General features: G+C 50.3%; 11 protein-coding genes and 1 pseudogene. 3 read left to right on the top strand and 9 right to left on the bottom strand.

The window, feature by feature from the left end; all coding sequences use genetic code 11:
* Nucleotides 1-208 precede the first annotated feature (208 nt).
* Nucleotides 209-1,624 (top strand): sulfatase, encoded by a 1,416-nt coding sequence (locus GA004_RS17510; protein WP_283395172.1) that lies wholly within the window; start codon nucleotides 209-211, stop codon nucleotides 1,622-1,624.
* Here GA004_RS17510 and GA004_RS18050 read toward each other — a convergent pair.
* The 9 genes from GA004_RS18050 to GA004_RS17470 form a co-directional block, all read right to left on the bottom strand.
* Complete coding sequence (locus GA004_RS18050) at nucleotides 1,568-1,810, bottom strand: chalcone isomerase family protein (RefSeq protein ID WP_343218872.1); 243 nt, start codon at nucleotides 1,808-1,810, stop codon at nucleotides 1,568-1,570. The genes GA004_RS17510 and GA004_RS18050 overlap by 57 nt on opposite strands.
* A gap of 4 nt (nucleotides 1,811-1,814) precedes the next feature.
* Complete coding sequence (locus GA004_RS17505; RefSeq protein WP_283395171.1) at nucleotides 1,815-2,540, bottom strand: acyl-CoA desaturase; 726 nt, start codon at nucleotides 2,538-2,540, stop codon at nucleotides 1,815-1,817.
* A gap of 33 nt (nucleotides 2,541-2,573) precedes the next feature.
* On the bottom strand, nucleotides 2,574-3,593 hold the full coding sequence (locus GA004_RS17500) for an SAM-dependent methyltransferase (RefSeq protein ID WP_283395170.1): 1,020 nt from the start codon (nucleotides 3,591-3,593) through the stop codon (nucleotides 2,574-2,576).
* 6 nt (nucleotides 3,594-3,599) lie between these two features.
* Nucleotides 3,600-4,871, bottom strand: a complete 1,272-nt coding sequence (locus tag GA004_RS17495; protein WP_283395169.1) for an SAM-dependent methyltransferase — start codon at nucleotides 4,869-4,871, stop codon at nucleotides 3,600-3,602.
* A 3-nt stretch (nucleotides 4,872-4,874) separates the two neighbouring features.
* Nucleotides 4,875-5,663: a DUF1365 domain-containing protein gene (locus GA004_RS17490; protein ID WP_283395168.1), complete on the bottom strand. Its 789-nt coding sequence runs from the start codon at nucleotides 5,661-5,663 to the stop codon at nucleotides 4,875-4,877.
* On the bottom strand, nucleotides 5,644-6,930 hold the full coding sequence (locus GA004_RS17485; protein WP_283395167.1) for an NAD(P)/FAD-dependent oxidoreductase: 1,287 nt from the start codon (nucleotides 6,928-6,930) through the stop codon (nucleotides 5,644-5,646). Before GA004_RS17485 ends, GA004_RS17490 begins: the two co-directional genes overlap by 20 nt.
* A complete protein-coding gene (locus GA004_RS17480; protein WP_283395166.1) occupies nucleotides 6,927-7,868 on the bottom strand; it encodes a MerR family transcriptional regulator in 942 nt (313 codons plus the stop codon). The genes GA004_RS17485 and GA004_RS17480 overlap by 4 nt, the downstream gene beginning before the upstream one ends.
* A gap of 1,121 nt (nucleotides 7,869-8,989) precedes the next feature.
* On the bottom strand, nucleotides 8,990-9,205 hold the full coding sequence (locus GA004_RS17475) for a hypothetical protein (RefSeq protein WP_283395165.1): 216 nt from the start codon (nucleotides 9,203-9,205) through the stop codon (nucleotides 8,990-8,992).
* A gap of 212 nt (nucleotides 9,206-9,417) precedes the next feature.
* Nucleotides 9,418-12,651: a 3-keto-alpha-glucoside-1,2-lyase-like domain-containing protein gene (locus GA004_RS17470; RefSeq protein WP_283395164.1), complete on the bottom strand. Its 3,234-nt coding sequence runs from the start codon at nucleotides 12,649-12,651 to the stop codon at nucleotides 9,418-9,420.
* Nucleotides 12,652-12,955: 304 nt separating this feature from the next.
* Here GA004_RS17470 and GA004_RS17465 point away from each other — a divergent pair.
* Nucleotides 12,956-14,116, top strand: a pseudogene (locus GA004_RS17465) (sulfatase-like hydrolase/transferase).
* Nucleotides 14,117-14,152: 36 nt separating this feature from the next.
* A complete protein-coding gene (locus GA004_RS17460; RefSeq protein WP_283395163.1) occupies nucleotides 14,153-14,320 on the top strand; it encodes a hypothetical protein in 168 nt (55 codons plus the stop codon).
* Nucleotides 14,321-14,417 lie beyond the last annotated feature (97 nt).

The following is a 14,417-nucleotide window of genomic DNA, read 5'->3' as shown; positions in this document are numbered from 1 at the left end:
TATCCAGCCCGTCCCATCCTTCGGGATCTTTGCGGTCCTTTAAGAAACTGATACCCAAATCATAGATGACTACAATCTGTCGGTAGTAATTTCTGTCGCCGATTGTATGGCTGCTTGTAAAGCCTCGAGATGTGCCGTAGTACTTCTTCGTATGAAGCCTAGATTTGTTTTTAGAGTTGGCATCACGCTTGGTTTTTTCGTTGCTAGCATGGCAAGTTCTGTCGCTAAACCCAACGTGGTATTCATCATGACGGATGATCTAAACTGTGATCTGGGCAGCTATGGTCACCCGTTGGTTCAGTCTCCCAATATTGATCGGCTAGCTGAGGAGGGAGTTCTTTTCGAGAATGCCTACTGTAACTATCCCGTTTGTGGCCCCTCCAGAGCCAGCTTTATGACGGGCTTATATCCAGAGCAAAATGGCGTGACCGTGTTGCGAAGGATGTTTCGGGACTATGTTCCAGATGCGGTGACGCTTTCGCAGCATTTCATGGCGAATGGATACACGGCGGCTCGGGTTGGGAAGATCTATCACTACGATAATCCGAGAGGCATTGGCACGGATGGGCACGACGATCCGGCTTCGTGGGATACGAAGATAAACCCACGTGGACGCGACAAGGAAGAGGAGGAAAAGATCTTTTCGCTACGACCCGGAAGTTTTGGGGCCACATTGAGTTGGCTTGCAGCGGAAGGGGAGGATGAAGAACAGACAGATGGAATCGTGGCGACAGAATCCATCCGGTTATTACGCCAGTATGCGGTTGCGGAAGAACCCTTTTTTCTCGCGGTTGGATTCTATAAACCGCATACTCCTTACGTCGCTCCAAAGAAGTATTTCGATTTGTATGACTTGTCTGAAATCACCGTCCCACGGATTCCAGAGGGTTATTTGGATACCCTTCCAGAACCCGCCCGGAAATCGGTTACTGCGTTTAAACCCCAAATCGACCTGCCAGAGGAAATGGCTCGTAAGGCGATTCATGCCTACTACGCGACGATCTCCTTTGTAGATGCTCAGATCGGACGAGTCATGGACGCCCTCGAAGATCTAGGCTTAAAAGAGGATGCCATTGTGCTCTTTAGCTCAGACCATGGCTACCACATGGGTGAACATGGGCACTACCAAAAGAACACGCTTTTTGAGAATGCGGATAGAGTGCCCTTGATAATTTCTGCTCCGGGGGTCACGCAATCGGGTGGGCGGGCCCAAGGGTTTGCTGAGATGATTGACTTCTACCGTACCTTAAGTGATTTAGTAGGTCTGCCGCCACCGCCGGACTACGTGAAGGGAATCAGCCTGCAGCCTGTCCTCAGGGATGTTTCAAACACGGTCCGCTCCAATGCCTTCACACAGTTGATAAACGGATACACGCTACGGACCGATAATTTCCGGATTACGCAATGGAAAATCGATGATCCGGACAATCTGGAGTTGTATGACCGAAGGAGGGACCCCGAGGAAATGCGAAACGTCGCCCGAAATCTGGAGTACAAGCAGGAGCTTGAGTACTTGCTCAAAGCGCTGAAGGGCCGGATTGCAGATGCGACCGCTCGGCCAATTGGGCTAGACTTCACCCTTCCAGATTCTAGCGATAGAGGTGTCCAGAAAACCTACGACTAGGACTGAGGTCTCAAGTCGAAAAGGTGATTCTGGACCAAGCAAGATCGAAGAGTAGATGCGGTGAAAATCTTCACTTGGAACTTCTTGGAGGACGTCGCCGTTTAATAGAAGGGATGTACCCTTGCCGGGATCGTAGCGAAGTGTGTATCGGCCACCGCGCCGGACATCGCGGTAAGCGGCGTTCAGTTCTTCAACGTGGGACTACGATTCCCAATTTGCTGAGCAACCAAATGACGGGATAGCCCAAGTCGAGCTCATACCAGCGAGTGGCAAAGTTGAGTCGGTTGGGATACTTATGGTGGTTGTTTTGAAAGGTCTCGCCCACAAAAAAGACATCCCAAATAAACGTGTTACGAGATTGGTCACTCGTGTCGTAGTTCCGGTATCCATACTTGTGTCCACACCAGTTCACAAAAGCTCCATGTATGGGGCCCATAAGGAAATGGACGGGTAGCAAGGCGTACATCCAAAGCGGAGGGCTAACCCACAGGTAGAGAGCGATGTATGCTCCACAAAAGACTAGCCGAACCCAGTGGCTGTTGCCGATCCGGTCGATCCGATCCCAAGTGGGTAGCCCTTGAATATAGGGAGAGCTGGATGCTCGTTTACCGTTTTTGAACTCAAGGTAGATGCGAGCGGTGTTGATCATCATCGAAATCACATCCTTCAAAAAGTGAGGCGAATGAGGGTCGTGCTCGGTGTCGCTGTGCTTGTGGTGTTCTAGATGGAGTTGAGCATAGGATTTCGGATGGAGAAATGAGGATCCCTGTGTGATGAAAGTGAACAGGTAAAAAAACCGTTCCCAAAACGGATTCATCAGAAACATCCTGTGCGCCATGTAGCGATGCAGGAAGAAACTCTGAGCGAAAACGCTCGCGTACCAGTGAGCCACGAAAAAACCGATAATGATCAGCATGCCAGTTCCTTTGTTCGCAAAATATCCGTTAACCTAAATTCGCTTACTCAAGACGTAGTGAGACACGCCCCATTCGGAACCATCCTTGTAGCCGAAGAGCTCAGAGCAAGCCAAGAAAAATAAACGCCATCGCCACATCCATTGTTTGCTCTCCTTCGGACCGTAAACGGCGTCGAAGACGCTTTTTACCTCGGCCTCATTCTGGTTCATGTTGTCAAGCCAGGCTTCCGCTGTCTTCTGATAGTTGGTCCCATCTAACAGCCATGAAGCATCCTGCTTCAAGTGCTGATCGAAACTAGGGAGCAAGTCGTGCGAAGGCATAATGCCACCGGTAAAGAACTGGCGTGCCATCCACTCTTTAGGGTTGTTGGAGTCGTAGTCGTACGCGTATCGCCGATGCGAGAACACATGTATAAACATTTTGGCATCGTCTTGCATCCAGGAGCTGATCCGTTGGAAAAGCTTTTCGTAGTTGCGAGCGTGTTCCAGCATCTCGACGGAGACGATTCGATCAAAAACCATGTCGGGGCTGAACTCGTTCACATCGCAGGTAAACACTTTGAGGTTGTCGATCCCTCTCGATGTTGCTTGTTCCCGAATGTGCGTCGCTTGGCTGTGTGAATTTGAGACGGCGAGAAAGTTGGAGTTCGGGTATCGAGGCGCGGCCCAAAGGGAAAACGATCCCCAGCCGCAACCGAGGTCGAGGACTTTCTGGTGGTCCGTCAGTTGGGCGCGGTCTTCGATCTGCTTCAAAGCGGCCTCCTCAGCCGCTGCCAAGGATTCGCAGTCGCGGGGCCAGTACGAGCAGCTGTATTTCAAATTGGGACCGAGAACAAGTTTGTAGAAAGCGGCCGGCACTTCGTAGTGCTGCTCGTTCGCCTTCTCGGTATCCTGGGCAATGGGGCTCTCTCTTAGCCGCTCCAGGAAGGCGTGGCGCTCTTCAGTTGTTTTGGAAGTTTCGATGGACAGCTTTTTGCCTACGCGCTGGCGGATGCCAAATCGAAGGAGCCAGTAGGGAAGGTGTCCATTTTCAGCGAATGTTATTGCGTTCATAATGTACTAAATGGCTTGGGTTAATTCAGGGCGCTCTAAGCGGGAGGTATTTTGCTTCTGCTCGAACTGATAGGCGGTTTCATCTGCCCGTCCAAAGACCAGCTGGCATACATTGACATGCCGTTGGAGAAAGCCCGCTTCGCAGTAGGCAAGGTAGTATTCCCATTTCCGTTTGAAAAAATCATCAAATCCCATTTTCTCGATTTCATCCCATTGATCGAGAAAACGGTTACGCCACTCTCTCAATGTGCGAGCGTAATGGAGCCCAAAGCTTTCCATGTGGTACAAATCTAGTTGCCCGCTTTTTTCGGCATTTTCTAACAGCGCATGAGTTGAAGGGAGATGGGAACCCGGGAAAATATGCTTTTGAATCCAGTCTACTCGGTCCTTGTATGCCTCGTAAAGAGGGTTGGGACAGGTGATAACTTGAATTCCGGCGAGACCATTGGGTTCTAGCAGGGCCTCGATCTGTTTGAAATATTCGCCCAGAAATTCCTGACCAACCGCTTCCAGCATCTCGATAGAAACAATACGATCGTAGGTTCCCTGGAGCTTTCGGTAGTCTGTCATCGTTATGTCGATACGATGCTCCAGTCCTTCGTCTTTCACCCTTTGAGTAGCTCGGTCGAACTGCTCTTTGGAGATGGTGGTACCCGTGATACAGCAGTCGTAGTGTTTAGCCGCGTAAATGGCGAAGCCACCCCAGCCGCAGCCAATTTCAAGGATATGGCTCGTGGAATCGATCCCTAGCTTGCGGCATAGTCGATCGTACTTCTCTGCTTGGGCTTCCTCCAATTGGGTCTCGGAACTCTCGAAGTAACCTGAAGAATAGGTGAGACTCGGGTCGAGAAAAGTCTGGTAGAAGCGGTTGCCAAGGTCGTAGTGGGCGTGGATATTATTGCGACTGCCCTCGACGTTGTTACGATTTCTGTGGTGAAGCAATCCGGTCGCGATGGAATTCACCTTTCGAATTAAGGAGGCGAAGTAGGGGCTGGTGCTCGGAGCAATGTACTTGCTGTTGATGAGAAGCCACTCCAAGGTGCCTGTAAGATCATCGGAACTCCAATACCTCTCTTGGTAAGCCTCTCCCAAACCTATTCCTCCCTTGTGGGCCAATTCGTTAAAAAATGCGTCGCTATGAACATAGAGATTTTGGATCTTTTTTCCGTCGGGCTGTCCGCAAACGATGCTGTCGCCGTCGGTCAGTGAAAGGTTGAGTTGTCCGAGACGAGCTTTTTTCAGGCTCTTAATGATGACTTTTTTGTACAAGGACTTCATGATCTAGTGTTCTTCGTAGGTTTCCTTTGTGAGGTAGGGGTGAGTGCTGGTCTGGAGATGCGGATTTTCGGATTTCCGGAAGTACGGGACTCCCTTCAGGTAAAGTCGGAGGGCTTGCCAGTGGATCGCTCCTACAATTTTAAGGGTTAGCAGTGGAAATTGCAGTGCGCTCATAAGCAAGCTTTTGCCCGTCAAGGGGCTTTTCCCGCCTGTGAGAACACTGTTAAAGTAGGTCTCGCCATTCTTTGATTGGCTAATGGCGATCCGCATATGCTCGCGAGGAGTTGCGATCTTGAAATGAAATTGTGTGTCCAGTTCGCTGAATGGGGAAACGTAGAAGTTCTTAATCGTGTCGGTATGGCTGCGGCCATCGGTTTGCGACTTCACAATGAAGAGCTTTTGCTCGTTGAACGTATTTCCCACTTCAGCGATTGAGCAGATTGGCGAACCATTTTGGGCGGTGACAAAGTAAAAAGAAACGGGGTTGAATAGGTGCCCCCAGGTTCTCAAGTGAGTTAGCAAGTGGATTTTGCCTACAGGATCTTCGATACCTTGCTCTCTAAGATAATTCCGAATGCTCGTTTTGAGATCCGTCTTCGAGGGATTGTAGTGATCATCATCTCTAAATTCGTACGGGGCGAAACGGTTGTGCCCTATAAAATTGTAGCTTCGATCTAGCGATTCGATCTCATCGAGGTCCAAGTAGAACATAAATAGCCTATACTTGAAGGAATGCCGCTTTGGAGCGGTCCGTCGATGCATGACCTCGGACTTATACAGGCACGAGTTCATGAGGAAGTTTTTTGCGGTTGCTGAGATCGTCGACTACATTGAGAGCTGACCAAAGGGCGTCCTCGTGAAACCCGTTTCGAAAGTAGCTGCCACAGAAACGGATTCGGCCGGAAGCGTTGAGCTCGGGTAGTCGTGGCTGAGCTGAGATGGCAGCGGCATCGAATCGAGGATGTTCGTACCGTGTCTGCCAGTAAGTCTTTTCAGGATTGATTGAGCCGGGGTAGTCTACACTGACGAAAAGATTTTCTTTCGTATTGAGATTCTGGAGGCTATTCATCCAGTAGTGCGTAGAGGAAAGGGTCTCTCCGAGGGGGCTTGTTCGATTAAGAACGTTCCAAGAAGCCCACGCTTGTTTTGATTGCGGCATTACTGAAGCGTCAGAGTGCAGCTTCACATGGTTCTTGTTATACCGAAATGCGGACAGCAATTGGTTCTGCAGTTCGCTCGGACACTCTAGTAGACGTAGGGCCTGGTCCGCGTGGGTGGCGACGATGATGAAATCGTAGCTTTGCTTGTTTCCTGCTTCGTCGAAGAAATAGGCACATGCGGTGTCCTGCCCGATGGCTTTGATATTCTGGCTTAGGAGCGTTTTGTTAGGGAGTGAGGCGAGCAGCTTTTCTTTGTACTGACTGCTTCCGCCTTTTACTGTTTTCCATTGGAGCTGAATTCCCACTCCGAGCATCTGGTGATTCTTCATGAATCGCAGAAGCGGAAGTGCGGGGAAATTACAAATTTCCCCTCCAGGCGTGGACCAAATGGCACCCGCCATTGGCAGCACGAAATCATTCATTACCTGATGGCTGAGCGAGTATTGCTCCGCGAAATCGCCTAGTGAGAATTCGGGAGAGGGCTCGTCTACGATCAGTGCATCGGCCGCCCTGAAAAACTTCAAGATGTCCCGATACAATTTCCAATGAACGGGATTCAGGAGATTTTTCTTCTGAGCGAAAAATGTGGAGAATCCGGAGCACGCGTACTCAAGATCTCGGTTCGCATTGCACACTCCAAAAGACATGGAAGTGTTATAGGAACTGACCCCAAGTTCCTTAAGTAGTTGGACGAGGTTTGGGTAGGTCGTATCGTTGTATACCATAAAACCCGTGTCGACGGGAATAGAGTCGCCGTCGAGCGAAACGGAAACGGTATTGGTGTGACCCCCCGCATAATTGTTCTTTTCCACGAGTGTGACGTCGCATTCGCGCCGCAAGTAGTAGGCGGCAGCCATCCCGGCGATACCGGTGCCAATGATTGCGACTCTTTGTTTCACGGCGTGTCGGGAGGAATGATGAGATCGTCTTTCTGGCAAAGGTATAAGAGAGCATCTTCAACGATTGCCCTCGCTTTTCCTATTTCTGTTCCCAGGTATTCGTGGACCTCCTTGTCGGTGGGAGACTCGATCTCGCAACGTCGGCAGTAGTTTTCAAATGAGGCAAGACTGGCGACGAGGGCAGAGGTATGGTGTGGGCACTCGCATTTGATGTTGGGATTTGAAGCGGCGATGGTAGCCAGTTGCTTGTCTGTGAAAAGACGAGGCGCTGAGTTTAAAGAAATTTCTGATTGAGCGGTGGGATCTGCCTGGTGCGTCGCATTGGCGAGGGCAGCGTTGAGGTAGTGCGTCAGCAGTTCAGGAGAGCAGGGTATTCGAATGAGAAACCGGCCTTCCTTGGAAAACTGTCTTAACAGTTCGCTTGGCGCGTAGTCATATACTAAGGCCATCGGAACGTCTGGATATTCGATAGCGGCAACGCTGACTCGTCGTCGGCACTCGATTGCGGAGACGTCGAGATCCACCATAAGAATGTCTGGGTGCTCTTCGTCTTTTTCTGCTATGAGGAATTGGCTCGGTAGGTTGCCGGACCAAGTTTTAGCGATATTCCCGATGGGGAGAACTTTGGTTTTGTCAGATGAGGATCGTTTGGTCCGAGCCTCGGTGTGACGAGTTTCGTACTCTAATACTCGGCTTCTGAGCTCGGACAGATTGAGTTTCGCAATGGAACTGATCGAGTCGCCCATGTTCGTCAGGCGTTTCATCAGGGCGAGTTGTTCTACTTGCTCTTGGGAATACCGCCGGCGTCCTGTGGGGGAGCGAAACCCAGCTTCAATAAATTTTCGACGTTCCCAAGTCCTTAGGGTATTGGGAGATAGTCCAGTGATTTTGGATACGGCACCTATTTCGAAGTAAGGATTTTCAGTTTGAATATTCATTTCAATTAGCTATAAATAATATCGTTAGGTTTTAGTGGTTTTGTCTACAGAATGTTTTTGGAGAGTAGCAAAGGTTTCATATCCCATGTTGGGTCTAGTCGAGAGGTATGAGTTAAATCCCGATCATGAAAAATGCTGGTGGAGTAAATTGGCAAGGATCGTTATACTATCGAACTGAAGGGTAGTTTTAGTGCTAAACATGTGGCGGCTTGCCTCCTTCCAAAGGTTTGCGGCACCGGCCTGGGGATTCGGTTAACCACTTACGGGTGACAGGACGTTGTCGACCACAGGATGTAAGCCGGTAACAGACTGCAACGCATTAATGGACGCTTGGAAGGTCTCGATGTTTACTGAAAGCTAGCAATGCTTGTACCAATTGAGATTGTGCTAAGTGTTTTACTCATTTTCTTGAACAGTTTAGAAAGAATTAATTAGATCTTAGATAAATTGTGAAGTAGTTCAGAAATTAAACAACACTGGTTTAATTCGGCCTTAGCAAGGGAAACAGGGCTAAATCTACCTTCTTAAATTATTCAAAAATAGTTCATATTGAATATTCGGGCTAAATAAGATGCTTGAACAACAATAGATGGACGCATTCGAGTTAAAAATAGGCATAAAGATAAGTAGGACAGCTAATGATCCTGTTCTAACTCAAAAGACCCTTAAATGAACAACTTTTTGGTTGTCCATGAAAGGGGATCGCGGTTATTTCTTGGCAACTAGAGTGGAACCGCGGCTCATTGTCCATTTCGAGGCCGCTACTCTTATTTAGCGTGTGGGGACGGCTTTTCATTCTGAATCCAAAGTCTTTTGAAAATATTCTACGTGAAATCACGAATCCAAGAATTGCCCTCAAGATTGCCGCTCTAATCGTTGGTGGGTTTTTTCTGACGCCGGCTTATCTAAAAGGGTCAGGGAATCATTCAGTTCGACTTTCCTTCGGAAAAAAGACAAAGACGATAGTGCTCCATCTTGGTGAGCTTGCCTGTTTTGATGGTGAAAGAGACTTTCGACGACTGATTGGCGGGTTGGTCGGGTAAAGAGCGAACAACAGTGCTCACATCATTGCTAGACCCGGGAACTATAACGAGAAAACAGTCACTTAAGTCTGCGGATACTTAGATATCCGCTTCATCTATGAGACTGCGAGTTCCTTTGGATTTTAGAGAGACGAGGAGATCGTCCATATCTGCAACCACAGCAGGGTATTGGTTGGCGGCATCATCAACTATGGTAATCCGCTCCGCCTTGATTGTTCTCAGACGATTATTGATTCGAACAATGACGGACTCGTTTTTTATACCCGTTACATCGTATTCCTCCTTACGATACATAGAGATTGCCTAAGCTCAAAAGCTGGAACGAGCCCAAATGGCCAACGAAAGAAAGGAGTAGTGAAGTTTCATCGGGGTAGAATGAGTTGTTATTTTAGCAATCCATGACGAATTCCCCCCCCAACTAGCAAGTCATCGAAACGAGAGGGAACAAAATGGGTAGCGGGTGATCAGAGAGTGCCCGCTACCCACAAAATGTTTGTCCGAGTTGCTCAGTTCGAGAACCGTTTGTCGTCCGGATTCCCTCCACTGAGGACGTAGGCGGTGAGGTCGAAGATCTCTTCCTTGGTCAGCATATTGATGAGCCCAGGGGGCATAGGCGATACCGTTGAAGGTTCGAGGCTCTTGATTTGCTTTCGGTCAATGTTGGTACGCTGGTTGGGATTGGTGAGATCCGTGTTTATCGTAACTCTGTCGGCCTTGAGATTGACGACCACACCGTAGTGAGTCTCGCCATTGAGCATCTCCACGGCGATCGGAACGAATTGCTCATTGATCTCCTTGCCAGGATTGATGATCTGGTCGAGAAAGTCGCTTGGAGAGTACCGTCCACCGGAGCCAGTAAGGTCAGGTCCCGTGGAGCCACCGGCATTCTGGAATCTGTGACAGGAGTAGCAGGCGGTTCCAGCGAACATAGTACGGCCTCTTTCAAAATTGCGGTTTGCCATACTCAGGTTCGCTTCTGCGGCGAGGTCGTCCATCGTCCAGTTTTTAACGAAATTGCGACCCTTCATGAAATTGGCTGTGAGGGCTTCGATGGGTGACTTCTTTTCAGGCTTTCGCGAGAGAACGGCCGCAAGATCACTGCGTTCTTTGTCGGTTAGAGTCACCATCGCTTCCTTGCGAATGTTCTCGATGAAGATCTCGAAGGACGCGCCACCGCGGTAGTTCGCGGCGTTGAGAAACCACTCGATGTAGTCCGTGCGGAGTTGATTGGTCCATCCCGCCTTCAGCATGCGGAGCGACCGTGCATACTCGAGCTGCTCTTCTTGAGTCGGAGCCTGCTTGAGCAGCCCAATCGCTTTTCTCGCGACGGTGGGGGCCTGTAGATAAACGAGCGTCTCGCAAAGGAGCTGGTTCATTTCAATCGTTTCCGCTGGGAACTGAGTATCCAGTTGAACGGTTGCTCTCAGGGCCAGTCCAGGGCTGGGAGCTCCAAATCGGTTGAACACCACTTGATAGGTTCGAACTAATGCGCACCGTCCTGTTTCGTCGAGATCTTCGAAGTCGATGTCTAGGAGAGCATTGATAATGTCATTGCCTATAGTCTTGTTGACGGGTGGATCGCCGTCCTTTCGGTGAAAGCGATCAATTCCTGCCACACGAGCGAGAGCGAGCAACGCCGGTATACGGCGTTCGGGGATTCTCTCTTTAAAGGCTCGGTTGGCCCAGCTATTGGAAGGCTGGCTTTCTATGGCAATTCGAGCGGCAGATCGAATGAATGGGTCCTCGTGATTCAAATACCTCCACGACTTATTGACGGCGCTTGTATCCACAACGCCATGAAACACCTCGAGACTATGGCGCAAGTTTCTGGCTTTCTGTCCGCTGTTTTTTACGATGGAAGGAGAAGTGTCTTCATCACCGATGTATGTAACGCGATAGAGTCCCGACTGAACTTTGCGGCCCCCAATGGTGAAATACATGGCACCGTCGCTTGGATTGATAACGATGTCGGTAACGGGAAGCGGTGCACCGGAAATAAAGTCCTCTTTCTCGCCCGTATAGCTGGAACCGTCTGGACGTAGGTGGACGCTGTAGATCTTTCCCCAGCTCCAATCGAGAATGTATAGAGCATTTTGATACTTGGCTGGAAAATTGGCTCCGTAACCAAAGGCCACACCCGTGGGTGAACCGGGGCCAATATTAACGGCAGCAGGTACGCTGTCGACGTACCATTCGGGCCACTTGCCCGTTCCATTACGCCAGCCATAGTCTGAGCCGCTCACGGTGTGGAGAACGCGAGTAGGGCGATACCATGGGGTGTTAAAGTCGTACTCCATGTCCGCGTCGTAGGTAAAGAGCTCCCCCTCGGCGTTAAAGTCAGCATCGAAAATATTGCGGTAGCCGTGAGAGTAGATTTCGAAGTCCTCACCATCGGGAGAGACTTTGTAGATGATTCCCGCAGGAGCGAGGCGGTCGCGGTTGTGTCCTCGGCCATCGGGCATACGGGGAAGCAGGTGGTCTTCACCCCAATTCGTATTTACCCGAGAAGAGTTCCATTCGGTCGGCTCGGTGTTGTTGCCGGTTATCAGAAACAGCGACTCACCATCCGGGGAGAGCCGAATGGCATGCACGCCGTGGTCTCCACGCGCGGAAATTTGGCGTAGCAGCTCGACCTTGTCTAGCATGTCGTCCCCATCAGAATCGGTGAGGCGGTAGAGACCGGACTTGGTGGGATCGCGGTATTCATTAACCCCTACGTAGAGAGCGTCGAAAGCCCATAGCATCCCATTAACCGCTTCAATTTTGGCCGGGACCTTTTCCACGTCTTCAGGGTCGAGCTTTTGCCCGGGGGCGGGAACTGGGAAACGATAGAGAGCGCCGTATTGGTCGCTGGCAATGATACGGCCCTTATTGTCGAGGCAAAGATTGACCCAAGAGCCTTGAGTCTCGCTTGGAACGGAATAGAGCAGCTCGACCTCGAAACCTTCTTTGACCGTTATGCGGTCGCGTGGCGTCGCCCGGTTTTCATTAATGGCCGCTCCTTCTTCAAATTCCTTGGGTTTCGCCACAAACGCCTCAATGGCCTCACGACCCGCTTTCCCATTCAGACGCTTTAGTTGGATGTCTTTTGTATAGGCAACCATTGGAGGGCCACGGTGTAGTTGAATTCCTATCGCACCTTTGCGAGGTACATCCGGAAAACGGTCGACCACATCTACAGTTACCACTCCATTCACTTTATGAATGACACGGGCACCTACTGCCAGCACTTCGTATTCATTCCACTCGTCGACTTTGAATTTGGGTTCCATGCCTAAATCGCCGGTAACCTGAGGTTTGGATTTCCCTTTTTCATCAACTGCCTTGGTAACGAGGACTTTCTGCCCACGAGTAGCTACGATACCCCGGCCGGTTTTCTCGCTGTAGTACATGCCAAGATACTCCGGCTTGGGGTGAATATCGAGCTGATTTCCAGATAGCCCATGGGCCACGCCTTCGATAGCTTGAGCTCGGTACATGATGCCGGAGTTGTTTTCCCCGACGAGTTTGAGCTTTGCCTTTAAGTGAAAATTGCCGACGTCTTCACCTTGCCAGATGAGGAATGTGTTGGCTTCCAAGGTGACTCCATGTGTGGAGCCGACGATTGCTCCGTCTTCGACTTTCCAGAGCTCACTCTGTCCTTTCCATCCGGAAAGGTCTTTGCCGTCGAAAAGGGATTCGAAGCTTTCCTGGGCGAATGCGGAAACAGCTAGCAGGGCGATGCTGGTCGCCGTTGCCATTTTGAATCGTTGGAACGCGGGTGCCGATGGTCGAGTCGTCATAATGGTTTATTAGGTCTTGAAAGTGAAATGGCAGGATATCGTCAGCAGAGAATTTTGAAAACGAGGTGATTATGGGTGCTGATGCTTCTACCGCAAGGTGTCGATGCGGTCGCAAATCTGTTTACGGATTCAGGCCCTCAGGGTGCATTATCCGTGAAGAGTCCCGAATTTGCTAGTACGATCGGTGCTAAACTTGGTACAAAATTAGCAGTGGGTAGTTTATCATTGGTCTTCGAGATGTCAGTTTGAATAGTTATTTTACATGATGCGTTTATTCTTAATCCTAGCCCTCCCATTTGTGATTGTTGATTCTGCTTGGTCCGTCGAGGCCGCGGCCGCTGAAAAGCCAAACATTGTGCTGATCCTCTCTGACGACCAGGCATGGACGGACTACAGCTTCATGGGGCACGAACAAATTGACACGCCCCACATTGATCGGTTGGCGAGTGAGAGTGCGGGGTTCCGGCGAGGCTATGTTCCCACCGCGCTTTGTCGGCCGTCTTTGATGACTCTAGTAACTGGGCTGTATACGCACCAACATCGAACGTCTGGAAATAACCCGGCGGAAACCGAAGCCAATGCCAGACAAGCGAGGGAAACGGGGAAGGATTCCCGAGAGCTAATTATTTCCCACATCGATGACCTGCCGACCGTTCCCGAACTGTTGGGCGAAGCGGGATACCTGAGTCACCAGAGCGGCAAATGGTGGGAGGGTTCTTACCAGCGGGGCGGTTTCACGCATGGTATGACCGCGGGCTTTCCCAAGCCACGAGGTCGTCACGGAGATGCGGGCCTGACAATTGGCCGCGAAGGAATGGAACCGGTTTTCGACTTCATCGATGAGGCAGTTGAAAAGGAAAAGCCGTTCTTCGTATGGTACGCTCCGTTTCTGCCGCACACCCCCCATACGCCCCCGGTGCGCTTGTTAGACAAGTACAAAGCGATGGGTCTAGGCGATTTTGTCGCCAAGTATTATGCAATGTGCGAGTGGTTCGATGAGGCTTGTGGGCAGCTTCTCGAGAAGCTAGAAGCTTAGGGGCTTCGCGAAAACACACTGGTCGTTTACGTATGTGACAATGGTTGGATTCAGAGTACAGATATGAATGGATACGCGGCTCATTCCAAACGCAGCCCTTATGGGATGGGGACGCGTACGCCGATCCTGTTTTCCTGGCCGGATCGCATTGACGCGACCGATCGTCCTGAACTGTGTACGAGTATTGACATTGCACCTACGATCCTCGCGGCCGCTGGCGTTGAGGTTCCAAATAACTGGCCGGGTATGAATTTGCTACCCGCGCTCCAAAGTGGAAAGAAAATCCGTCGCGACACGATATTTGGCGAAGCCTTCGCTCACGATATTGCAGACGTCCACAAGCCCGAAGATTCTCTTCTCTATCGTTGGGTAATTGAGGACGATTAGAAACTCTTGCTTCGGTATGACGGCCAACCGGGACGCATGAAATATCCTCCCGATGAGACAGCACCTCTATTGTTTGACTTGAATATCGACCCTCACGAGAGAAACAATCTCGCCACATCGAATCCGAAACTCGTAGTTCGGCTGGCCCACAAGATCGCCCAGTGGTGGCCCGTCACCGAGCGGAAAGTCGTAGGTCTTGAGTAGGAGAAATCGACGTCCTTTTGTTACCGTTTGACCTAACGTTTTTGCCTCAAAGTGTGTCTGGAGCGGAAAGGTATCGCGGCCAGCGTTTATCTATGGG

The organism is Candidatus Pelagisphaera phototrophica, from assembly GCF_014529625.1.
GTDB lineage: Bacteria > Verrucomicrobiota > Verrucomicrobiia > Opitutales > Opitutaceae > Pelagisphaera > Pelagisphaera phototrophica.
The sequence above is the reverse complement of the archived record's forward strand: the minus strand, read 5'-3'. Positions and strand labels throughout refer to the sequence as shown.